This window comes from Roseovarius sp. JB2-10 (assembly GCF_055693585.1).
This window is the reverse complement of the sequence record NZ_CM146337.1, coordinates 2764456-2785735: the sequence shown is the minus strand read 5'-3', so window position 1 is coordinate 2785735 and position 21280 is coordinate 2764456. Positions and strand designations below refer to the sequence as shown.

Genomic DNA, 21280 nt, shown 5'->3' with positions numbered 1-21280 from the left:
TTAAATCGGGGTCCGGTAACGGGCCCTTTTTAATGTGCAAGATGGGTCGCGATGTCATCGGGTCCGCCATCTGCCTCGATCAGCGCCCAGAGGTGCCCGGCCCGATCTGAACCCAAAAGTGCCGCGGCCTTGGCATGGACGCGCGCCTGCCGGTCCGCAAGCGCCATGGGCGCGTCAAGGTCATGGGTCAGGATCTGATGTTGCACATCAGACATCAGCACGCTCACATCCGCCTGCATTTCGCCCACGGCCTCGGTGCCATTGACCTCGACCTTGTCGCGCAGGGCTGACACGTCCGGATCGCGCGTCATCGCCTCGCTAAAGCTGTGCGGCAGGCCCGTATCGTGCCCCAACAGACGCATCGCAGCGGTGTGCTTGTAGCTGAACTTCGCCTCGAGCCCGGTGCGCGGGCTGGCGATGTTGCAGACGGAAAGCCATCGCGGATGGGTGTTTACCGTGATCCCGGCAATCTGCGCGGGATCGGTGCCTGCCAGAGGTCCAAGTGCCTCGAGCATGGCGTGCAGCCCGTGACAACAGGCGTGGAATTTGTGGCTGACCCGCTCAAAAAGCCACTCCTGCCCGATGCCGCGCCACGCAGTTTCATCCGCCGCGCCATGATGGGTCGGGCCAAACCCTTGCGGGCCATCCAATGCCGCGGGCTGGCTCACAAAGCCGCGTTGCGCCAGTTGTGCTGCCTCGACCCCGTTTGACGCGGCAATCCCGGCATTCATCGGTTTGCCCATCGTGCCAAATTGCGATTTCAGACCCGAAGCGCGGGTGGCGACAAGGCCCAAAGCCATCCGCGTCTGATCGGATGTGAGCCCCAGCAACCGACAAGCGGCGAGGCACGCCCCAAAGGCCCCCGCAGTGGCAGTTTGGTGGAACCCGGCCTGGTAATGCGAGCGCCCGAGCCAGACGCCCATACGTACCGAAGCCTCGGCGCCAATGAGAGCGGCCTCTTGCAGCGCGCGCCCTGATGCACCCGTCATCTGGGCAATGGCAAGTGCCGCCGGGATGACCGCCACAGACGGGTGGCCGATATGGGCGAAATGCGTGTCATCATAATCAAGCGCGTGGCTGATCGTGCCGTTGACAAGGGCGGCGGCACGTGCGGGCAGTTTGTTTTGGGACCCGATAACAGAAGCCTGTGCTGCGCCGCCGTCGTCCAATGCCTGCGCGCGGATCATGTCAGAGACCGGCTCGGATGCGCCCGCGATACCCACGGCGCACCAATCCAGCAGTGACAGGCGCAGGACAGCAAGAGCATCGCCCGATACGTCCCGGCAGAGCGCGAAATCCGCCAGGTGTTCGGCAATGGGCGGGCTACCCATAGAGGTCCTGCGCCCGGGCCTCAAACGCCCGCACAATACGTTGCATCGCCTCGTAGAAAAACAGCCCCGCGGCCTTTTGCAAAAGCAGGTTGCGGAATTCGAAATCCACATAGAAAGACACATCGCAGCCATTTTCAGCCGGTGTGAATGCCCAGTTGGAACGCATGTGTTTGAACGGTCCGTCCAAATATTCGGTGTCAATCTTCAGGTCATCCGGCCAGAGCACGACGCGGCTGCGGAAACGCTCGCGAAAGAGTTTGAAGCTGATCACGAGATCAGCATCCATGACCTGCGAGCCATTTTCCTGCGGCGTGACCGACCGAATGCGCGCCGCTGCCGTCCAGGGCAGAAACTCCGGATATTTTGCCACATCCGCCACCAGATCATACATCTGTTGGGCCTCAAACGGCAGGCGGCGTGTTTCGGAATGGGTCGGCATCAGGTCTTTGGTCTTTTGGGCGTGACAGTGGCGGTCTTTGTCATAGACTGGCGGCAAAAGTGCAAGGGGGGTGCGATGTCAGGTCGCCCATATGTTATTGACCGGATGATCTCGGCCAAGTCGATTGCCGCGCGGATCGAGACACTGGCGGGGGAAATCCGGGCCGAGTTTCAGGGCTGTAACCAATTGGTTGTGATCGGCCTTTTGCGCGGCTCTTTCGTGTTCATCGCCGATCTGGTGCGCGAGCTTGAGATGAACGTAGAGGTCGATTTTCTGGAGACCTCCTCCTATGGCGACAGCACCGAGAGCAGCCGCGAGGTGCGTATCCTCAAGGACATTCGCGGCACGATTGAAGGGCGCGATGTGCTGGTGGTCGAAGATATCGTCGATACCGGGCACACGCTGGCGCATGTGATGCATCTACTGCGTGGCCGCAACCCCCGCAAATTGCGCACCATTGCGCTCTTGGACAAACCGTCGCGGCGCGAGGCGGATATCACGGCCGATTGGATCGGCTTTGACATTCCCGATGCCTTTGTCGTGGGTTACGGCATTGATTACGCGCAGAAAAACAGAAACCTGCCCTATATCGGCCAGGTCCGGTTCACCGACGCATGAGCTATCGCTGGATCCTCAAGATGAAGCGCCTGGCGCAGAATCCACCCAGTGAAGCCCGGGTGAAGCTGGTATTGGGGATCATCGCGATTTGTATCTTGGTCTATCTGATCGAGCGGTTTTACGGCTGGCCCGACTTTCTGACATCCGAGCCTGTCGGGCGGCGTTGGAAACCCTGAGACCTGTCAGAGCGCCTCAAGCCCGTCGCGGAAGAGGCGCATGCGCTCCTGGTAATGTACGGCGCTGACCCGCATCCGGTTGATCGCCTCTGCATCAAGCTCCCGCACTACCTTGCCCGGCACGCCCATGACCAGCGATCCATCGGGGATTTCTTTGCCTTCGGTGATCAGCGCGCCGGCCCCGATCAGACAGTTATTGCCGATCTTGGCCCCGTTCAGGATGGTGGCGCCCATGCCAATCAGGGTATTGTCGCCCAGGATACAGCCATGCAGCATCGCCTTGTGGCCAATGGTGCAACCGGTGCCGATGGTCAGCGGATAGCCCATATCGGCGTGCATGACGGTGTTTTCCTGCACATTCGTGCCCGCCCCGATGGTGATCACCTCATTATCGCCGCGCAGGGTGCTGCCGAACCAGATCGACGTGGCCGAGCCCAGAACAACCTTACCAATCACATGTGCGCCGGGTGCCACCCAGTAGTCACCGTCTTCGGGGGTTTCGGGGCGGTGGTCATTCAGGGCATAGAGGGTCATTGTCTGTCCTCGAATTCACGGTGCAATTTCAGAACGTGGTCGTTTAGCGTTGGTTGTTGTGTACGGCGCAGGCGTGCGGCTTCGACAATGCTTTTGAGACGCTCGTCCGTTGTCTCCACATCGTCGTTGATCAATACGTAGTCGTAACTGCCCCAATGGCTGATCTCATCCCAGCTCTTTTGCATCCGCTTGGCCACAACATCCGCACTGTCTTGCCCCCGCGCTTCAAGGCGACGATGCAGTTCGGCAATTGAAGGCGGCAGGATGAAGATCGACAGCACATGGTCCTGCAGCGCCGAATTCTGGATTTGCTGTGCGCCCTGCCAATCGATGTCGAAAAGCACATCGCGTTCCTGATCGATGGCGGACTGAACAGGCGCTTGCGGCGAGCCATAGAAGTTGCCGAAGACATGCGCGTGTTCGAGCATATCACCGTTTGCCACATCCGCTTTGAACTGCTCTTCAGACAAGAAGTGATAATCCTGCCCATCCACTTCGCCATCCCGTGGGGTCCGGGTGGTGGCGGAAACTGAAAATTCGATGGTCGGATCCCAATCGCGCAGACGCCGGGACAGTGTCGATTTGCCCGCGCCGGAGGGGGACGAGAGGATGATCAGCAATCCGCGCCGGTTGGTCATATCTGTCCCCTATTCCACATTCTGCACTTGTTCGCGCATCTGGTCGATCACCGCTTTGAGTTCCAATCCCACCGAGGTCAGGTCCACCGATTGTGCCTTGGAGCATATGGTATTGGCCTCGCGATTGAACTCCTGGCTGAGGAAATCCAGCTTGCGCCCGATGGGTGAGCCCGCGGTCAGCAAATCGCGCGCGGCTTTGACATGGGCGCTCAGGCGGTCGATTTCTTCGGTGACATCCGCCTTGACCGCCAGCATCGCCAGTTCCTGCGCCACGCGGGTTTCATCCGCGCCATCGCTGTTGTCGAGAACGCGCGCCAACTGGCCGCGCAGGTTTTCCGCCACCTCGGCCCTGCGCGCATCGGCGGCCTTGGCGGCTTGCGCAGTGAGCTTTTCAATCGTGTCCAATTGCCCGCTCAGCACCTCTTCCAGTGCTGCGCCTTCGGCACCGCGCATCTTGATGAAGCTGGCCAGAACCGGCTCCAGATCCGCCAGCAATGCCTTGCACAGACCGCTGGTGTCCTGATCCGAATTGCCAGTTTCCAAAACGCCGCGCACGGCCAGAATATCCGCCGCCGTGGCCGGGGCCAGCGACAGGCCTTGATCCATCGCCCGGCTTTCAACCTCTGCCATGGCGGCCAGAACATCGTTCAATTGCGCCGCGTTCACAGAGAGGGCGCCTCCCTGATCTTCGGACTGGATACGCAGGTTCAGCGTGACATTCCCGCGCGAAAGCGCCTTGCCCAGACGGGTGCGAATGCCCGCTTCCAGACCATCGATCCAATCGGGCACGCGCAGGCGCAAATCAAGGCCCTTGCCGTTTACGCTGCGCAGCTCCCACGCCCAGCTATAGGCGTCGAACGCTCCCTTTGCGGATGCGAAAGCTGTCATCGAATACAACACGCTGCTCTCCCTCTTGGGTTTCGGACTGTCCTAGCCATTCACCCAAGGGCTGGCAAGCGCCGCCGTTAACCAGCTGCGCGCCCACGGTTAACCAAGTACATATTTTTTATGACCAAAAAAGAGAAAATGCGTGATAATTGTTAGTAGACGATCACGAAGGGTCTTTTGACCTCCCCCACCGCAACCAACAGGTGACATATGCAAGACGACGTTAACTACGGCAAAGCCACCCTGATGCACAGCGGTTCGCGCGGCAAGGAAAAGGACCTGGCGTCTTTTGTGGCCTACTGGTCCAGCATGCGCAAAGGGCACAATGTGCCACGACGCACGGATATCGACCCCCGCGGGATTGAATCACTCCTCGAGAATGCCTTCATCGCCGAAAAGATCGCGCCCGGTATGGCCCGGCTGCGCATCGCGGGGACGCATCTGAGTGATCTGATGGGTATGGAAGTGCGGGGCATGCCGATGAGCGCGTTTATCGCGCCGGAACAGCGCGAAGAACTGGCCAAGCTGTTGGTCGAAGTGTTTGACCGCCCCGCCATTGTGAAGATCGATGTCGAAGCGCCAAGCGGCATCGGCCGGCGCGCTTTGAAAGGCACGCTCATCCTCTTGCCACTGCGCAGTGACTTGGGGGATATCTCCCGCGCGCTTGGCTGTTTCCTGACCGACGGGTTGATCGGGCGCACACCGCGCCGCTTCAAGATCCTCAGCCACAGTGTCGAGGCGATTGATTCCCAGCTTGAGGCAGCCAACAACCCCGTGCTCGACGTGGCCGGGTTTGCGGACCCTTCGATGCCGTTCAAATCCACGCCACAGCAACACCGCAGCGAGCGTCCGTATTTGCGTCTGGTCCCGCCGAAAGAATCCGACACATAAAAAAACGCGGCCCGACATCTGCGGACCGCGTTTTCGTATTCGGTTTCGGTGTTTAGCCTGCTTTTGCGGTGGCCCGTGCTGAACGCAGCGCAGACAATTCCTCCGCCACCAAAAACGCAAGTTCCAGAGACTGGCTCGCATTGAGGCGCGGATCACAGGCCGTGTGGTAGCGGTCCGACAGGTTTTCTTCGCTCACGGCGCGTACGCCGCCTGTGCATTCGGTCACATCTTGACCGGTCATCTCAAAATGCACACCGCCCGGGATTGTTCCTTCGGCCTTGTGCACGCCAAAGAATTCCCGCACCTCGCGCAACACGCTCTCGAAGGGGCGCGTTTTGTAACCGGTCGAGGATTTGATCGTGTTGCCATGCATCGCATCGCATACCCAAACCACCTCGGCACCTTCATCCCGCACCGCCTTGATCAGGCGCGGCAGGTGTTCGGCCACGTTGCCTGCGCCGAACCGCGCGATCAACGTCAGGCGGCCCGCTTCGTTCTGCGGGTTCAGCTTGGCCATCAGCGCTTTAAGATCATCCGATGTCATCGACGGGCCGCATTTCAGACCAATCGGGTTCTGTACACCACGGCAGAATTCGACATGTGCGCCGTCAGGCTGACGGGTGCGATCGCCGATCCAGATCATATGGCCAGACCCGGCGAGCCATTTGCCGGACGTGGAATCAAGCCGCGTCAGCGCTTCTTCATATTCCAGCAACAGGCTTTCGTGGCTGGTGTAGAAATCAACCGTTTGCAACGTGTGTGCCATATCGCTGTCGACACCGGCGGCCTTCATGAAATCAAGCGCGTCGCTGATGCTGTTGGCCATGTCGCGGTAGCGCGCGGCCTTTTCACTTTCGGTGAAGCCAAGCGTCCAGGAATGCACCTGATGCACATCCGCATACCCACCCGTCGAAAAGGCGCGCAGCAGGTTCAGCGTCGCGGCGGCCTGGGTATAGGCGCGCAACATTTTTTCTGGATCGGGAATGCGCGCCTCGGGCGTGAAGGCCAGTTCATTGATGATATCACCGCGGTAGCTAGGCAATTCCACGCCATCCACGGTTTCCGTTGGCGCACTGCGCGGCTTGGCAAATTGCCCGGCCATACGGCCTACTTTTACCACCGGCACCTTGGCGCCATAGGTCAGAACCATCGCCATCTGCAGCATGACCTTGAACGTGTCGCGAATGGCATCGGCGCTGAATTGATCAAAACTCTCGGCACAATCGCCGCCCTGAAGCAAAAACGCCTCGCCGCGTGCCGCCGCACCCAGTTGCGCTTTCAGCCGCCGCGCTTCGCCTGCAAAAACAAGTGGAGGATATTGCGACAGTTTCGCCTCAACCCGGTTCAATGCCGCGCCGTCGGTATACTCGGGCATCTGAATCCGCGGTTTTGCGCGCCAGTCAGATTTTTGCCACTCAGTCATCGTCTCTCTCCGCTTTCAACTTCGAGCCACAGGTATACTAAACCGGGCTCCAAGACGCCATATAAGCAATTCAGGAAAATACGCAATTGCGCATGAACACTCTTGCTAATTGCAACGGATTAAGAAAAGTGGCCAGATCGGTCTCATCCCTGCAAAGGATTCGGCAATTATGAACCTGGGTTCAACCGGCAAACCAGATGCATCCGCGGAAAAGGCGCGGCGGTTTGTATTTGTGCTGCTGGATAATTTCACTCTGCTGTGTTTTGCAGCCGCCGTCGAAAGCCTGCGGATTGCCAACCGCATGTCGGGTGAAACCCTCTATGACTGGGTTCTTGCGGGCGAAGGCGGCACATCCGTCAGCTGTTCGGCCGGGGCGACATTCAATGTCGACATCGACCTTGAAGAGCTCAAGCGCGACGACGTTGTCATGATCTGTGGCGGCATCTATGTGCAGACATCGACCACCAAGAAAATCCTCAGCTGGCTGCGGCGCGAAGCCCGGCGCGGGTTGACCGTGGCGGGGCTCTGCACTGCTGCCTATACGGTGGCCAAGGCGGGATTGCTGGATGGCAAACGCGCGACGATCCATTGGGAAAACCATGACAGTTTTCTGGAGGAGTTTGACGAGGTCGAGCTGACCAAATCGGTCTTCGTAGTGGATGGCAACCGGATGACGACGGCGGGCGGCACTTCGTCCATTGACCTCATGCTCAAGATCATTGCCGATGATCACGGCGAAAAACTGGCCAATGCGGTGGCGGATCAGCTGATCTATTCCTCGATCCGCACGGATCAGGACACGCAGCGCTTGAGCGTGCCCACACGTATCGGTGTGCGCCACCCCAAGCTGAGCCAGGTCATCCAGATGATGGAAAGCAATATCGAGGAGCCGATCAGCCCCTCGGTTCTGGCCAAGGATGTGGGGATGTCCACGCGCCAATTGGAACGTCTTTTTCGCCGCTACCTGAACCGCAGTCCCAAGCGGTATTACATGGAATTGCGCCTGCAAAAGGCCCGCAACTTGTTGATGCAGACCGATATGACGGTGATCAACGTTGCCCTGGCCTGCGGGTTTGCCTCTCCCTCGCATTTCTCCAAATGCTACCGGGCGCATTACAACACCACCCCCTACCGCGAACGCGGCGCGCAATCGGCGAGGCTGTCGGTTTAGACATTGGTAGAAAGCTTGGGTGGCCGCTTTGGAATGCGAAGCCACCGTCAGAACTGGCTTTGATCTTCATCACGTATAGCTTCAGCAATGAATTCTTCTGGATCAACCGTAAAGGATTGATAGAGCTTGAAGTGTTGAGTTTCGCGATAATCGGTTTCACGAATACCATGCCTTGCAACTTCCAAGACCCTCGCATTTGGCAATGCCATCAGTATAGGAGAGTGCGTTGCAATAATTACCTGTGAGCGTGCCTGTTCCTGGATGCGATTCAATATCCGTAGCAGCTCAAGTTGTCGCTTTGGCGACAGCGCGCTTTCCGGTTCGTCCATGAAGTAGATGCCTTGTCGAGACATACGCTCTTCGAAAAACCGAACAAATCCTTCACCATGGCTCCAAGATAAAAAGTCCGCTGTCGGGCTTTTCGCATCGTCTAGGTATCGGGCGACGGAAAAAAACGTTTCTGCTTTAAAGAACCAACCATTTGTCACTTTTGGCAACCATCCGGCTCTCAAAACATCAGCCAGTTCTGATCCACTTTTGTCTATGGCCGTTGAATGATCTACAGGACGATAACCTTTTCCTCCTCCGGCTTCATCATAACCACTAAGAGCCGCAATTGCCTCGATTAATGTGGATTTACCTGTCCCGTTTTCACCAACGATTATCGTGACAGGCGTCGTGAACCGAAGCTCGAAATCTTCGTTCTGCAGCCAAGGTAAATCAAATGGATACCCAGTCTTCTCAGCCATCTTGTCGTTCAAGACAACTAGTCTCTGCAAAAATGGCGAAGGTAGATTTGTTCCGGTTTTCCGACGAGCCATCTTTTCACTTTGTGCAATTAGGTTGCTCGCTTCATCTTTAACATGTTTCTGGCGAAATTATGGAACTTCAAGCTCATAGCGTGCTTTCTTGAAAGCTAGGCGTGACCGTGCGTTCCTCGCTACTCATTCACCCCATCTTCCGCCGAAGCTCACGCACTCACATCGCGTTACCCCGGTGACAGCCGGTAGAGCGCGCCTTGACGGACGCTGAGATACCAGATCGATCCGTCCGGGGCCTCGCGGATATCGCGGATGCGGGTGGTCTCTTGTGACTTCAGTTGTTCCGCTTCCGCCACTGGCGATCCGCTGAGGCGTGCGATGTAGTTGAACTTTAACGAGCCCACAAACATATCGCCTTTCCATTCGGGCCAGAGCGCGCCGGAATAGATCATCATGCCCGAGGGCGCGATCGATGGGTCCCAGTAAAAGGCGGGTTGTTCCATGCCCGGTTTTTCGGTGCCCTCGCCAATTTTGAAACCGGAGTAATGCCGCCCGTAGGAAATCACCGGCCAGCCGAAATTGGCGCCCTTGCGCACCTTATTGACCTCATCCCCGCCGCGCGCGCCATGTTCGCTGGTCCACAGGGCGCCATCCGCATCCAGCGCGGCACCTTGCGGGTTGCGATGGCCATAGGACCAGATCGCAGGTTGCGCGGCGTCATCACCCACAAACGGATTGTCCGCGGGGATGCTGCCATCGCGATTGATCCGCACGACCGAACCATTCTCACGCCGCAGATCCTGTGCCAAGGGGCGATCACCCCGGTCACCGATGGTCAGGAAAACAGTGCCATCCAGCGCCTCGACCAGCCGCCCGCCAAAGTGGCGCCCGCCCTCGGAGCCGGGCCTCAGCTCGAAGATGTCCTGCCAGCCGGTAATTTCGCGCGCATCCTGGGACAGTTGCGCCGTGGCCACCGCTGTGCCGACACCGCCATCTTGCGCCTTGGCGTAAGAGATCAGAATTTGCCGCGAGGTCGCAAAATCACGTGGGATCATCACATCGAACAAACCGCCCTGCCCGCGCGCCACCACAGGCGCCACGCCTTCAACCGCGTGCCGCTCGCCCTCCGCCAGCCGCCACAACGCCCCGTCACGTTCCGTGATCAACACAGACCCGTCCGGCAGGAACCCAAAGCTCCACGGTTGGTCCAAACCATCGGTCATTTTGGTGACGGTCAACGTGCCCTGCGAGGTCTCAAACGCGGATAGCGGCAGTGCCGTCAAAATCAATGAAATGCTCAGGGCCGTCAGGTATCGGATCATGTCTTCCTCCTGTATTCGCAATGAGTTTTTCGTGGTTGGACCTGTGCGTCAGGCCCGCCTGTCACCGATCTGGGCGATATCCAGAACATCGAGCACCTTGGCTTCGATCTGCGCCGCATCAAGTCCGGCGACACGGTACATATCCTCGGGGCTGGCCTGATCGATGAAGATATCCGGCAAGACCATCGAGCGGAACTTCAGCCCCTTATCAAAGACCGCGTTTTCCGCCAAAAGTTGCGCCACGTGGCTGCCAAAGCCGCCAATGGCACCTTCTTCTATAGTGATCAGCGCCTCGTGATTGGCCGCCAGCGACAGGATCAGTTCTTCGTCCAGAGGCTTGGCAAACCGGGCGTCTGCGATGGTGGGCGTCAGACCGCGGGCACTCAGGGCTTCGGCGGCCTGTTGCACCTCGCCCAAGCGGGTGCCAAACGACAGAAGCGCAACCCGCGCGCCTTCAGAAATGATCTGGCCCTTGCCGATTTCCAGTGGCACGCCTTTTTCAGGCATTTCAACACCTTGGCCCTCGCCGCGCGGATAGCGAAAGGCAATCGGCCCGCTGTCATGGGCCGCCGCCGTGGCCACCATATGCACGAGCTCTGCCTCATCCGCCGCGGCCATAACCACCAGACCAGGCAGGTTGGCAAGGAACGCCACATCATAGCTGCCCGCATGGGTGGCGCCGTCGGCCCCGACAAGCCCCGCGCGGTCAATCGCGAACCGCACCGGCAGGCGTTGAATGGCCACATCATGCACAACCTGATCATAGCCGCGCTGCAGGAAGGTCGAATAAAGCGCGCAGAAGGGTTTCATGCCGCCTGCCGCCAGACCCGCCGAAAACGTAACCGCGTGCTGCTCGGCGATGCCAACGTCAAAGCATCGTGACGGGTAGCGTTCGGCGAAGAGATCCAAACCCGTGCCGTCGGGCATGGCAGCGGTGATGGCGCATATCTTGTCGTCCCGCGCGGCCTCGTCCAGCAACGCCTTGGCAAAAACCTTGGTGTAGCTTGGCGCGTTTGAGGGTGATTTCTTCTGCTTGCCCGTGACCAGATCGAATTTGGCCGTGGCATGACCGCCATCGCGCGCGGCCTCGGCAGGGGCATATCCTTTGCCCTTCTTGGTGGTCACGTGAATGAGGATCGGGCCGGTGGCGCGTTGTTGCACAGTACGCAGAACCGGCAAAAGCTGATCCATGTCGTGGCCATCAATCGGGCCCAGATAGGAAAATCCAAGCTCTTCAAAAAGCGTCCCACCCACGGCCATGCCTTTGAGCATTTCCTTGGCCCGTCGGGCGCCTTCCTGAAAAGGCTCCGGAAGCAGCGACACCGCACCTTTTGCAGCCGCTTTGAATTCCTGAAACGGCTCGCCCGCGTAGAGCCGCGAGAGATAGGATGACAGCGCCCCCACGGGCGGGGCAATCGACATTTCGTTATCGTTGAGGATCACAATCAGACGACGGTTCAGGTGGCCTGCATTGTTCATCGCCTCAAACGCCATGCCGGCGCTCATCGCGCCGTCGCCGATGATGGCAATGGCGTCGCCATGGCCGGTATCACAGGCACCACCTAGATCGCGCGCCACGGCAAAGCCAAGGGCAGCACTGATCGAGGTTGAGCTATGGGCCGCGCCAAAGGGATCGTAGGGCGACTCGGATCGTTTGGTGAAACCGCTCAACCCGTCCTTCTGGCGCAAGGTGCGGATGCGGTCCCGCCGTCCGGTCAGGATTTTATGCGGATAACACTGGTGGCTCACGTCCCAGATGATCTTGTCGCGCGGCGCATCAAAAACCGCGTGCAAAGCGACGGTCAGCTCGACCACCCCCAGACCCGCGCCCAGATGGCCACCGGTCTCGGATACGGCACTCAGCGTTTCTGCGCGCAGCTCCCCGGCCAGACGTTTCAGCTCGCCATCGTCAAACCGCTTGAGATCAGCAGGGGTCTGGACCTTGTCCAGAAGCGGCGTATCGGGGCGGTTTGTCATCGGGGAAACACCCACATTCGGTTAGGATTTGCGCGCAATAACGAAACGCGCGATTTGGCGCAGGCTTTTCGCGTCGTCACCATATAGAGATAAGGCATCACAGGCCTGATCAACAAGACCCTGCGCGCGTGTAATTGCCGCATCCAACCCCAGAAGCGATACAAATGTAGCCTTGCCGGCGGCGGCATCCTTGCCCACGGCCTTACCCACATCTTCGGCGGTACCGGTCACATCGATAATGTCATCCTGTATCTGGAACGCCAGACCAAGCGCCCGGGCATAGGCCTGCAACGGGCCGGTATCTGCGTTTGCCATGACCGCGCCACTGGTGGCCGCCCATTCGATCAACGCCCCGGTTTTACCCTCTTGCAGGTGCGTGATTTCGGCCAGGGTCAATGGTGTTTCCGCCGTTTCCGCAGCGATATCCAGCGCTTGGCCCAGTACCATCCCCTGCCCGCCCGCGGCACGGGCCAGACCGAGCGTCAGATTTGCCCGCGCCTCAGGGGTCTGGGCGCCATCCGGGTGCGCCACCATCTGGAAGGCCAGTGCCTGCAGCGCATCACCGACCAGCACCGCCGTGGCCTCATCCCATTTGACATGCACCGTCGGCTGCCCCCGCCGCAGATCATCGTCATCCATACACGGCAAGTCATCATGCACGAGGCTATAGGCATGCATCGCTTCGATTGCCGTTGCGGGCCAAATGGCGCGGGAAGCATCAACACCGTGCAGCCGCGCGCCCTCCATCGATAAAAACGCCCGCACCCGTTTGCCACCGCGTGTGGTATAGCGCATGCCTTGCGCCACTGCGTCATCACCAAAGGATGCCAGCACATGATCAAAATGGGATTGAACCTGCGCCGCAACCTCGGCGCGCCTGTCCTGCATGGGGTGTTACTGGTCTTCGACGGGCGTTGTACCCGTTGGGTTACCATCGCCATCCAGCGTCAATGCCGCCACTTTTTCTTCGGCTTCCTTCAGCTTGGTCTCGCAGCGTTTCTTGAGTTCTGCGCCGCGTTCATAAAGCGTGATGGATTGCTCCAATGCCACATCGCCACGCTCAAGCTGGCCCACTACTTGCTCCAGAGCGCGCATCGCTTCTTCGAACGACATTTCGGAAATCGGGGTATCACTCATGGCGGCATCCTGTGGCTTGGCAGCGGGGTTGGCGGCACCATAAACGGGGCCGCGCCGGGGTTCAATTCGGAAGAGTTTCGCTTCGCGGTTATCGCCCTTTGAACAAACCGCCCAGAATGCCGCGTACGATGCGGCGCCCGGTGGTGCCTTTGAGTTCCTTGAGCACGACATTGGTCACGGCCTTGCCCAGACTTTCACCCATCGACACGTCACGCGCCTTGCGGCTGCGCGATGATGAACGCGCGACCTTGATGCCGGTGTACCGGCGGCCTGCGTTGAACTCGCGTTCGGCTGCCGATTGTTCTTCCGCCTTGGTTTCGGCCTCTTCGGCTTCCTTGGCGGCCTCCTCGGCGCGCGCGGCGAGCACTTCATAGGCAGATTCGCGATCGACCGACACGTCATATTTCCCCGCCAATGGGGATCCCGCAATCACGGCGGCACGGGTCGCGGCGTCGATTGGCCCCAGCTTGGAGGAAGGCGGGCGGATCAGGGTGCGTTCCACAATGCCCGGCACGCCCTTTTTCTGCAGCATGGAGGTGACGGCCTCGCCCACGCCGACATCGCGAATGGCATCTGCGGTGTCAAAGCGCGGATTGGGCCGATAGGTTTCGGCCGCGCGGGTCAACGCTTTCTGATCGCGGGCGGTAAAGGCGCGCAGGGCGTGTTGGAACCGGTTGCCCAACTGGCCCAGAATATCTTCGGGCACGTCATCGGGGTTTTGCGTGATGAAATAAACGCCAACGCCCTTGGACCGGATCAGACGCGCCACCTGCTCGACCTTTTCAACCAATGCCTTGGGCGCGTCTTCAAACAAAAGATGCGCCTCATCAAAGAAAAACACGAGCTTGGGTTTGTCCGGGTCTCCGACCTCCGGCAGCGTCTCGAAGAGCTCGCTCAGAAGCCACAGCAGAAAGGTTGCATAGAGCCGCGGCGCGCCCATCAATTTGTCAGAGGATAGGATGTTTATGCGGCCACGCCCATCCGGATCCACCAGCATCAGGTCCTTGAGGTCGAGCGCGGGCTCCCCAAAGAGTTTGGTGCCGCCTTGATTTTCCAGAACCAGCAATTGCCGTTGAATGGCGCCCACGGATTGGGTTGAGACATTGCCATAACGCAGCGACAGTGTTTTGCCGTTTTGACCGACCCAGACAAGCAACGCCTGCAGATCCTTGAGATCAAGGAGCGCCATCCCCTGTTCATCGGCCACGCGGAAGGCGATGTTCATCACCCCTTCCTGTGCTTCGGTGAGTTCCAGAAGGCGCGACAAAAGTAAGGGGCCCATCTCCGCAACGGTGGTTCGTACCGGATGGCCCTGTTCGCCAAAGAGATCCCAGAAGGTAACCGGAAACGCGCCGTACTGGTAGTCCGTGAACCCGATTGTCTCGGCCCGGCTGGTAAAAGCATCATGCAATTTGAACGCCGCGTCCCCTGCGGCGGCGAGCCCGGAGAGGTCTCCCTTCACATCTGAGAGGAAAACCGGCACGCCCGCGGCCGCGAATCCCTCTGCCAGAATTTGCAAAGTGACCGTCTTGCCGGTCCCGGTTGCCCCTGCAATCAGGCCGTGACGGTTGGCATATTTGAGATTCAGGCCTTGTTTTTCGCCATATTCCGCCCCGCCGCCACCGACAAACACCTGATTTTCCACGACTCTCTTCCCCTGTCCAACTTTTTTCACGGTCTGAACATACTCGGTTAACATTTTACTGCCAGTATGAATATCGACCCGGGGCCTCATGTCCTCTTGGCTCTGGGTGACTTCCTCCCTGTCAGACTGGCCGCGCCTTCGGGTGCGGCCCTTTTTTCTCGCAAATTTTTTATGTCTTGCCTGTTGACCGCTGCTGACATCTGTCCTAGCGTCCCTCTCACAATAAGCCGGCCAGTCCGGCAGGGAGATACAGAGAGAAGAGGCCTCGCGGCCTCTTTTCGGTTTTTCGGCCCCCCTTTTTTCTGCAAATTCTCAAACGGCTGGCGGGTTCACGCTCTGGGCCGGCATTGTGCACATGATTTTGACCTGACACCGGGTTTGCGCCATGTTAGAGCGCAGAGAACACGTAACAATTTCGATATGGGGAACCGATGCCCAAATTTTCCTACGCTCTGACCTTCATCGCCGCATTCGCATTTGGCTCTGCACTGCACGCGCAACAGACGACCACCACCGAAACCGATGATGCCGCACAAACGGAAGCCGCTGAACCGTCTGCCGATGGAACAGACGCGGCGGAGACATCCGACGCAACCGAAGACACCGCAGAAGACGCGCAAGAGAGCGGCGATGACACATCTGTTGCCTCGGAGCTTGATCTGGGCCGTGAGGTTGTGGAGGACCCAACCTACATCAAAGCCGTTTATGGCGACTGGCAGCTGAAGTGTTTTCGCAGTCAGGATCAGGAAGACCTGTGCCAGATGTACCAGCTGCTGACTGAAGAGGCCGGAAATCCGGTCGCGGAGATCAGCATCTTCAAACTGCCCGAGAGTGGACAAGTCGCCGCCGGTGCCACGATCATCGTTCCGTTGGAGACGCTGCTGACACAGCAATTGCGCATGTCCGTGGATGGCGGGCCCGCAAAAACATTTGCGTATTCGTTTTGCAGCGTGGTCGGCTGCTTTGCCCGGATCGGGTTGAGCAACGATGATCTTGCGGCCTTCAAACGCGGTGCCACGGCCCTCTTGCAAATCGTGCCTGCACAGGCCCCCGATCAGCGGGTCGATATCAAGGCGTCATTGACAGGTTTCACGGCTGCATTTGACAACGTGTCGACGATCCAGAACTGATTTCTGACCGATGCTTACACAAAGTGCCGCCTCTTTCGGGGTGGCATTTTTGATTGCTCCAGAGCACGATCCGTCAAACGCGTTTCAGCGCCAGCACCGCGTTCAATCCACCGAAGGCAAAGGCGTTTGACAGGGCCACTTTGACCTCTGCCTCCCGCGCCTCGTTGGGCACAACATCCAAGGCGCATTCCGGATCGGGGTCTTCATAGCCGATCGTGGGGGCAATCACGCCGTCGCGCAGAGCCATGATGCACGCCAATAGTTCCACCGCGCCGGTGCCGCCAATGCAGTGCCCGTGCATGGACTTGGTGGAGCTGATCATCAGCTTGTCCGCGTGATGGCCGAACACATCCGCGACGGCCGCGCATTCAGTCTTGTCATTGGCCGCCGTCCCGGTGCCATGGGCGTTGATATAGCCGACCGTGTCCAGATCAAGCCGCGCATCGGCCAGCGCCCCGCGCATCGCCCGCGCCGCGCCCTGTTTCGAGGGCATCACGATGTCCGAGGCGTCCGAGGTCATGGCGAAACCGGCCACCTCGGCCAGGATTTCGGCACCGCGTTTGCGCGCATGTTCGTACTCTTCAAAGACAAAGACGCCCGCGCCTTCGCCCTGCACCATGCCATTGCGATTGGCCGAAAACGGGCGGCAGCCGTCCTTGGACATCACCCGCAGCCCTTCCCAGGCCTTGACCCCGCCAAAGCACAGCATTGATTCCGAACCGCCCGTGATCATCACCGGGGCCGAGCCGCCATGCACCATCTGGAACGCCTGCGCCATGGCGTGGTTGGACGACGCACAGGCGGTAGAGACCGTAAAACTGGGGCCCTTAAGGTTATATTCCATCGAAATATGGCCCGCGGCGGCGTTGTTCATCAGCTTGGGTACCACGAAGGGGTGCACCCGGTTTTTGCCGTCCTCATAGACCGAGCGGTAATTTTCATCGAGCGTGGTCATCCCCCCGCCCGAATTGCCCATCACAACGCCCGATTTCGCAGCCAAGGCGCCGGAAAACTCCAGACCTGACTGGGAAATCGCCTCTTGGGCCGCGATGAGAGTGAATTGCGTGAAGCGGTCATAAAGCGCCAGTTGCTGACGATTAAAACGCGCCTCGGCGTCATAGCCGGTAACTTGCCCGCCAATGCGGATCGACAAGCGCTCGACATCCTTGAACGCCAGTTCACCAATGCCGCAGCGCCCTTCGCGCATGGCTTCAAGGGTTTCGGGCACCGTGTGTCCGAGGGCGTTGATGCTTCCCGCCCCGGTTATGACGACGCGTTTCACGATTGCTCTTTCACCAGTTTTTCAATCCCGGCAATGATCGACGCCACGGTTGAGATATCAAAATCACCCTGTTGCGGTTCATTGGCGTTGAAGGGCACCGTGATGTCGAATTCCTCTTCAATGGCAAAGATACTTTCAACCAGTCCCAGACTATCGATGCCCAGACTTTCCAGTGTGCTGTCCTCGGTCACGTCGGAGGGTTCCAGCACCGCCTGCTCGGCGATAATCCCGATAACACGATCCTTGATGCTCATTCCTGTCGCCTTCCAGCTTTGATTGCGCTCGACTTAGTCACTCGGATCAGTCTTGGAAACTGTTTTCTTCAACTCGGCGACATCGCCAAATAGACGCTTGAGACGACGCAGCCCTTTGAAAACCTCCATCGTGGTTTCCATTTTCATTGCCGGATACCCCAACATCACGCGCCCCTCGGGGATGTTTGAGAGCACAATCGTGCCACCGCCGGTGATGACGTTGTCTCCGATGAAAATATTGTCGCTGACACCGGTCTGACCGCCCAGAACCACGTTATTGCCGATCTTGGTGGACCCCGCGATGCCGACGCACCCACACAGCAAACTGTCATTGCCGATCTCGACGTTGTGGCCGACCATGACAAGGTTGTCGATCTTTGTGCCGTTGCCAATGCGCGTGTCGCGGATGGTGCCGCGGTCAACCGTGCAGTTCGAGCCGAGTTCGACATCATCGCCGATGGTCACACCGCCAAGGCTGTGGATACGAGTCCAGGCTTGCGATTGCATATCGCCCTGATCACCAAGGGTCTGGCGGGCCTGTTCGACGGATGATTTTTCGGGCGTGACATAGGAAAACCCGTCGCCGCCAACCACGGCACCGGGCTGTGCGATGAACCGCTCGCCAATGGTGACACGCGCGCCGATGCGCACACCTTCACGCAAAAAACCCATTGTTCCAATTTTGGTATCGGTCCCGACAAAGCATTGCGGGCCCACAACCGTACCGGCGCCAATTTCCGCGCCGCCACATATGACGGCGAGTGGCCCGACGGTGACGCCCGGTGCCAGTTTGGCTTTTTCGTCGACAAAGGCCGTCGGGTGAATGCCATCAGACCATCCCTGACCCGGGTCCATCATCGTGGTCAACCCCGACATCGCATAGCGCGGACGCGGCGAAATGATCGCGGCTTCAAGCCCCATGGATTGCCAGTCCGCGCCGTCCCACACCATGGCGGCGCGCGCCGCGCCATCGTTCAGATTTGCTGCATATTCGGGCTTCAGCGCCATCGCCAAATCCCGCTTGGTTGCATCTGCGGGTTCGGCGACGCCATCAATTTCCACGTTCACGTCACCCAAGGCGGTTGCCCCAAGTGCCGCTGCAATCTGTTCAACCGTGTAGGACAAGGCACTCTCCTGCTTTTGGAGAGTGGTTTATCCCTGAACTTGGTCTAGTGAAACCCCTGCCTTGGCCAGTGCTTTCCAAATTTTTGCATCCCGCCCGTAGACATCGCCACGGAACTGAATGCGCCCTTGGGCTTTGGTGAAGGCCGTGCGGTAAATGATGTGCACGGGCACGTTTTTCTCAAGCGGCACAACGGTTTCGCGGCCCGTATCCAGTTTGGCGTGGAAGAATGACTTGGGGTTGCTTTCCTGCTTGGACAACATCTCATACGCAAAGTCGAAGGGCTGGTGCAGCCGGATGCAGCCATGGCTGAAATCACGTTTATTGCGTGAAAACAGATCTTTGGCGGGCGTGTCGTGCAGATAGATATTGTATTTGTTGGGGAACATGAATTTCACCAACCCCAACGCATTGCGACGCGACGGCGGCTGTTTGATCGCAAACGGAAAGTTGCGCGTGTTGAATGCGTTGAAATTCACCGCCCCGCGGTTCACCTTGCGTCCGCGACGGTCATAGATCACCAGATGGCTGACCGCATTCGGATTGCGTTTAAGCATTGGCAGATATTCTTTGGTGGCAATTGATCGTGGCACGTTCCATGTCGGATTGATCACCATATGCTCCATCTCATCCGAGAATTCCGGACTACGGCGGTCACTGTCGTTCTTTCCGACAACGGCGCGGGTTTCAAACGTTACGCTGTCATTGTCGATGATACGGGCACTGAAATCGGTGAGGTTAACCAAAATATGCCGGGACCCGCGCGGTTGGTTCAGCCAGCGTTCGCGCTCCAGTGCCACAACAACTGACTGGAGCCTTTCCTGCGCGGTTGTATTAATCGCCGTCATTGTGCCAGCACCAGCAACACCGTCGGCTTCAAGGCCATGGTCCTGTTGAAATTTCTGCACCGCTTTGGAGATCGTTCCATCGTAAGACTGACCCGGCGTTCTACGCATATATCCCATTGATATCAATCTGTTGCGCAACGCAATTACAGCAGGTCCCGTCGCGCCGGGCTTCAAGGATTTTGCGGGCACCGCCTGCCCCCATCCGCCTTGCGTCAGTTGCGCTTCAAGGCGCAGTTTCGCTTTCAACAGGCGTGCATATTCATTGGTGGCCGGTGGAAGCGCACGGAAAAAACTGCGTGGATTGCTTTGCGTCAGGGCATTCAGAAAATCGCCATGTTCCGGACGGTTAGGCGTGCGTTTGATCTCGCTATCGACCTCCGACGGGATCAGGACACCGGATTGCAGATCGCGGGCCAACAGCACAAAGGTCCGGCTCAGTTCAACTTCGATCTGGCCACGTTCCCGGTCGGATTTTGCCGCCTTCATCCGCGCCATCAGCCCATCGGCATCGTAGCGTTCGGCAGGCAGGCCGTGCATTCCGACCGACTTGATCGCGCGCAGCAATTCCTGACGGCGTTGGCGGTCTTTGTCGCCCTCGCCGGTCCAAATCCCTGAGTAATCATTGGCCTGATAAAAAGCTGCAAGGTCTCGGTCCTTGGCCGCGGTTTCGGCGATTGCCTGTTTGAACGCCATTGTTTGCGCGACGCCCCCTGAAGGGGTCAGAAACGCACCTAAGGCAAGTGCTGATGACAAGAAAATAGCAAATGAAAATCGCCGCCCCGAACCCAACATTGAAACCTGCCTCCTCATAAAATGCACGATTGCTCTATCTAACGCTTCTATCGTCCAAGCTGTCAATTTAAGTCCAATCAAATCTTTATCATCTGGTTAATCAGTGTGGTGACTGCGGCGCAAGCGCATCGTCGTTCACGAAAGCTCAACACAAAACAGGCAATATGCGCAAAATTTCGCCGAAACGCGGGGATACGTTCTTTGTGTTTCATAAGCCCCTTGGTTGGTGATTCCGTTTGTGTAATAACGGATCTGCATCTGGGGATGAGATAGCAACCCTGCAAAACGCAGGCACACAGGTAAGCGACGGGACAGGCGCTAACTAATGACGGTAAAAAACTCTACGGGCATGACCCGACGCGGGGTCTTGGGCGCTTTTGCAGCCACGACACTTCTAGCCGCACCTACGTACACCAACGCCGCCGGGCTTCTTCGGGGGGCAGGCGATATTCGCCGCATCCGAATGACATCGCCGCGCACGGGTGAACGGATTGATACGATCTACTGGATCGAGGGTGACTACATCAAAGATGCGCTGAAAGAAATTGCGCTCTTCATGCGTGACTGGCGCACCAATGACGTGAAAGCCATCGACACCCGCACCATCGACATCTTGTCAGCAAGTCATAACCTGCTCGATGCGAGTGAGCCCTACACATTGCTGTCGGGCTACCGGAGCCCCAAAACAAATTCCATGCTACGCAGCCGGTCCCGCGGTGTTGCCAAGAATTCTCGCCACCTCAAAGGTGAGGCGGCTGACCTACGGCTCTCGTCCCGTTCGGTTACGCAGATGTACCGTGCCGCCGTGGCCTGTCGTGGTGGCGGCGTGGGGCGGTATTCGCGCAGCAATTTTGTGCATATGGATTGCGGTCCTGTGCGCAGCTGGGGCGGTTAACCTCC

Annotated in this window: 22 protein-coding genes; 6 read left to right on the top strand and 16 right to left on the bottom strand. The window is 58.5% G+C overall.

Annotation, left to right across the window (positions count from 1 at the left end):
- Positions 1-29 precede the first annotated feature (29 nt).
- Together ACZ1HJ_RS14000 and ACZ1HJ_RS13995 are read right to left on the bottom strand one after the other, a co-directional pair.
- Positions 30-1331, bottom strand: coding sequence for an MmgE/PrpD family protein (locus ACZ1HJ_RS14000; protein ID WP_472719270.1), 1302 nt, complete (start codon positions 1329-1331; stop codon positions 30-32).
- Positions 1324-1770 carry a type II toxin-antitoxin system RatA family toxin gene (locus tag ACZ1HJ_RS13995; RefSeq protein WP_472719269.1) on the bottom strand — a complete coding sequence of 149 codons (447 nt, stop codon included), beginning with the start codon at positions 1768-1770 and terminating at the stop codon, positions 1324-1326. Before ACZ1HJ_RS13995 ends, ACZ1HJ_RS14000 begins: the two co-directional genes overlap by 8 nt.
- Positions 1771-1845: 75 nt before the next feature.
- On the opposite strand from ACZ1HJ_RS13995, the gene hpt reads away from it, so the two are divergent.
- Both hpt and ACZ1HJ_RS13985 read left to right on the top strand, forming a co-directional pair.
- Positions 1846-2388, top strand: coding sequence for a hypoxanthine phosphoribosyltransferase (hpt, locus tag ACZ1HJ_RS13990; RefSeq protein ID WP_472719268.1), 543 nt, complete (start codon positions 1846-1848; stop codon positions 2386-2388).
- Positions 2385-2564, top strand: coding sequence for a hypothetical protein (locus ACZ1HJ_RS13985; protein WP_472719267.1), 180 nt, complete (start codon positions 2385-2387; stop codon positions 2562-2564). Before hpt ends, ACZ1HJ_RS13985 begins: the two co-directional genes overlap by 4 nt.
- A 6-nt stretch (positions 2565-2570) precedes the next feature.
- On the opposite strand, the gene ACZ1HJ_RS13980 is transcribed toward ACZ1HJ_RS13985, so the two are convergent.
- The 3 genes from ACZ1HJ_RS13980 to ACZ1HJ_RS13970 are packed head-to-tail and all read right to left on the bottom strand — an operon-like array spanning position 2571 to position 4624.
- On the bottom strand, positions 2571-3098 hold the full coding sequence (locus tag ACZ1HJ_RS13980) for a gamma carbonic anhydrase family protein (protein ID WP_472719266.1): 528 nt from the start codon (positions 3096-3098) through the stop codon (positions 2571-2573).
- Positions 3095-3736 (bottom strand): guanylate kinase, encoded by a 642-nt coding sequence (gmk, locus tag ACZ1HJ_RS13975; RefSeq protein ID WP_472719265.1) that lies wholly within the window; start codon positions 3734-3736, stop codon positions 3095-3097. Before gmk ends, ACZ1HJ_RS13980 begins: the two co-directional genes overlap by 4 nt.
- Before the next feature lie 9 nt (positions 3737-3745).
- Entirely contained in the window at positions 3746-4624 is an 879-nt protein-coding gene (locus ACZ1HJ_RS13970) for a YicC/YloC family endoribonuclease (protein ID WP_472722216.1), read from the bottom strand.
- A gap of 210 nt (positions 4625-4834) precedes the next feature.
- Between ACZ1HJ_RS13970 and ACZ1HJ_RS13965 the strand changes: the two genes are divergently transcribed.
- Complete coding sequence (locus ACZ1HJ_RS13965; protein ID WP_472719264.1) at positions 4835-5515, top strand: PAS domain-containing protein; 681 nt, start codon at positions 4835-4837, stop codon at positions 5513-5515.
- Between the two features lie 52 nt (positions 5516-5567).
- On the opposite strand, the gene ACZ1HJ_RS13960 is transcribed toward ACZ1HJ_RS13965, so the two are convergent.
- Positions 5568-6938: a class II 3-deoxy-7-phosphoheptulonate synthase gene (locus ACZ1HJ_RS13960; RefSeq protein ID WP_472719263.1), complete on the bottom strand. Its 1371-nt coding sequence runs from the start codon at positions 6936-6938 to the stop codon at positions 5568-5570.
- A gap of 169 nt (positions 6939-7107) precedes the next feature.
- Here ACZ1HJ_RS13960 and ACZ1HJ_RS13955 point away from each other — a divergent pair, with 169 nt between their 5' ends.
- Positions 7108-8109, top strand: a complete 1002-nt coding sequence (locus ACZ1HJ_RS13955) for a GlxA family transcriptional regulator (RefSeq protein ID WP_472719262.1) — start codon at positions 7108-7110, stop codon at positions 8107-8109.
- Positions 8110-8156: 47 nt separating this feature from the next.
- On the opposite strand, the gene ACZ1HJ_RS13950 is transcribed toward ACZ1HJ_RS13955, so the two are convergent.
- From ACZ1HJ_RS13950 to ACZ1HJ_RS13925, 6 genes are all read right to left on the bottom strand, one after another.
- Positions 8157-8870, bottom strand: coding sequence for an AAA family ATPase (locus ACZ1HJ_RS13950; RefSeq protein WP_472719261.1), 714 nt, complete (start codon positions 8868-8870; stop codon positions 8157-8159).
- A gap of 227 nt (positions 8871-9097) precedes the next feature.
- A complete protein-coding gene (locus tag ACZ1HJ_RS13945; protein WP_472719260.1) occupies positions 9098-10192 on the bottom strand; it encodes a PQQ-dependent sugar dehydrogenase in 1095 nt (364 codons plus the stop codon).
- 48 nt (positions 10193-10240) lie between these two features.
- On the bottom strand, positions 10241-12169 hold the full coding sequence (dxs, locus tag ACZ1HJ_RS13940; protein ID WP_472719259.1) for a 1-deoxy-D-xylulose-5-phosphate synthase: 1929 nt from the start codon (positions 12167-12169) through the stop codon (positions 10241-10243).
- A gap of 21 nt (positions 12170-12190) precedes the next feature.
- Positions 12191-13057, bottom strand: coding sequence for a polyprenyl synthetase family protein (locus ACZ1HJ_RS13935; RefSeq protein WP_472719258.1), 867 nt, complete (start codon positions 13055-13057; stop codon positions 12191-12193).
- Positions 13058-13063: 6 nt separating this feature from the next.
- On the bottom strand, positions 13064-13306 hold the full coding sequence (locus tag ACZ1HJ_RS13930; protein ID WP_472719257.1) for an exodeoxyribonuclease VII small subunit: 243 nt from the start codon (positions 13304-13306) through the stop codon (positions 13064-13066).
- Positions 13307-13394: 88 nt separating this feature from the next.
- Positions 13395-15005, bottom strand: a complete 1611-nt coding sequence (locus ACZ1HJ_RS13925; RefSeq protein WP_472719256.1) for a helicase HerA-like domain-containing protein — start codon at positions 15003-15005, stop codon at positions 13395-13397.
- Positions 15006-15382: 377 nt separating this feature from the next.
- Here ACZ1HJ_RS13925 and ACZ1HJ_RS13920 point away from each other — a divergent pair, with 377 nt between their 5' ends.
- Entirely contained in the window at positions 15383-16081 is a 699-nt protein-coding gene (locus tag ACZ1HJ_RS13920) for an invasion associated locus B family protein (protein ID WP_472719255.1), read from the top strand.
- Positions 16082-16154: 73 nt separating this feature from the next.
- On the opposite strand, the gene ACZ1HJ_RS13915 is transcribed toward ACZ1HJ_RS13920, so the two are convergent.
- From ACZ1HJ_RS13915 to ACZ1HJ_RS13900, 4 genes are read right to left on the bottom strand one after another with little or no spacing between them, the layout of a single operon-like run.
- On the bottom strand, positions 16155-17363 hold the full coding sequence (locus ACZ1HJ_RS13915; protein WP_472719254.1) for a beta-ketoacyl-[acyl-carrier-protein] synthase family protein: 1209 nt from the start codon (positions 17361-17363) through the stop codon (positions 16155-16157).
- Positions 17360-17617 carry an acyl carrier protein gene (locus ACZ1HJ_RS13910; RefSeq protein ID WP_472719253.1) on the bottom strand — a complete coding sequence of 86 codons (258 nt, stop codon included), beginning with the start codon at positions 17615-17617 and terminating at the stop codon, positions 17360-17362. The genes ACZ1HJ_RS13915 and ACZ1HJ_RS13910 overlap by 4 nt, the downstream gene beginning before the upstream one ends.
- A 33-nt stretch (positions 17618-17650) precedes the next feature.
- Positions 17651-18742 (bottom strand): UDP-3-O-(3-hydroxymyristoyl)glucosamine N-acyltransferase, encoded by a 1092-nt coding sequence (lpxD, locus tag ACZ1HJ_RS13905; RefSeq protein ID WP_472719252.1) that lies wholly within the window; start codon positions 18740-18742, stop codon positions 17651-17653.
- A 27-nt stretch (positions 18743-18769) separates the two neighbouring features.
- Positions 18770-20380, bottom strand: a complete 1611-nt coding sequence (locus ACZ1HJ_RS13900; protein ID WP_472719251.1) for a L,D-transpeptidase family protein — start codon at positions 20378-20380, stop codon at positions 18770-18772.
- Between the two features lie 325 nt (positions 20381-20705).
- On the opposite strand from ACZ1HJ_RS13900, the gene mepK reads away from it, so the two are divergent.
- Positions 20706-21275 (top strand): peptidoglycan L,D-endopeptidase MepK, encoded by a 570-nt coding sequence (mepK, locus tag ACZ1HJ_RS13895; RefSeq protein ID WP_472719250.1) that lies wholly within the window; start codon positions 20706-20708, stop codon positions 21273-21275.
- Positions 21276-21280: the final 5 nt, after the last annotated feature.

Coding starts and splice junctions, on each gene's coding strand:
- ACZ1HJ_RS13955 (WP_472719262.1), top strand. CDS start 7,108: ATGAACCTGGGTTCAACCGGCAAACCAGATGCATCCGCGGAAAAGGCG.
- ACZ1HJ_RS13900 (WP_472719251.1), bottom strand. CDS start 20,380: ATGTTGGGTTCGGGGCGGCGATTTTCATTTGCTATTTTCTTGTCATCA.
- ACZ1HJ_RS13960 (WP_472719263.1), bottom strand. CDS start 6,938: ATGACTGAGTGGCAAAAATCTGACTGGCGCGCAAAACCGCGGATTCAG.
- ACZ1HJ_RS13980 (WP_472719266.1), bottom strand. CDS start 3,098: ATGACCCTCTATGCCCTGAATGACCACCGCCCCGAAACCCCCGAAGAC.
- ACZ1HJ_RS13945 (WP_472719260.1), bottom strand. CDS start 10,192: ATGATCCGATACCTGACGGCCCTGAGCATTTCATTGATTTTGACGGCA.
- ACZ1HJ_RS14000 (WP_472719270.1), bottom strand. CDS start 1,331: ATGGGTAGCCCGCCCATTGCCGAACACCTGGCGGATTTCGCGCTCTGC.
- mepK (WP_472719250.1), top strand. CDS start 20,706: ATGACGGTAAAAAACTCTACGGGCATGACCCGACGCGGGGTCTTGGGC.
- ACZ1HJ_RS13930 (WP_472719257.1), bottom strand. CDS start 13,306: ATGAGTGATACCCCGATTTCCGAAATGTCGTTCGAAGAAGCGATGCGC.
- ACZ1HJ_RS13970 (WP_472722216.1), bottom strand. CDS start 4,624: ATGACAGCTTTCGCATCCGCAAAGGGAGCGTTCGACGCCTATAGCTGG.
- dxs (WP_472719259.1), bottom strand. CDS start 12,169: ATGACAAACCGCCCCGATACGCCGCTTCTGGACAAGGTCCAGACCCCT.
- ACZ1HJ_RS13965 (WP_472719264.1), top strand. CDS start 4,835: ATGCAAGACGACGTTAACTACGGCAAAGCCACCCTGATGCACAGCGGT.
- ACZ1HJ_RS13910 (WP_472719253.1), bottom strand. CDS start 17,617: ATGAGCATCAAGGATCGTGTTATCGGGATTATCGCCGAGCAGGCGGTG.
- gmk (WP_472719265.1), bottom strand. CDS start 3,736: ATGACCAACCGGCGCGGATTGCTGATCATCCTCTCGTCCCCCTCCGGC.
- ACZ1HJ_RS13925 (WP_472719256.1), bottom strand. CDS start 15,005: ATGTTAACCGAGTATGTTCAGACCGTGAAAAAAGTTGGACAGGGGAAG.
- ACZ1HJ_RS13995 (WP_472719269.1), bottom strand. CDS start 1,770: ATGCCGACCCATTCCGAAACACGCCGCCTGCCGTTTGAGGCCCAACAG.
- ACZ1HJ_RS13935 (WP_472719258.1), bottom strand. CDS start 13,057: ATGCAGGACAGGCGCGCCGAGGTTGCGGCGCAGGTTCAATCCCATTTT.
- hpt (WP_472719268.1), top strand. CDS start 1,846: ATGTCAGGTCGCCCATATGTTATTGACCGGATGATCTCGGCCAAGTCG.
- ACZ1HJ_RS13920 (WP_472719255.1), top strand. CDS start 15,383: ATGCCCAAATTTTCCTACGCTCTGACCTTCATCGCCGCATTCGCATTT.
- ACZ1HJ_RS13985 (WP_472719267.1), top strand. CDS start 2,385: ATGAGCTATCGCTGGATCCTCAAGATGAAGCGCCTGGCGCAGAATCCA.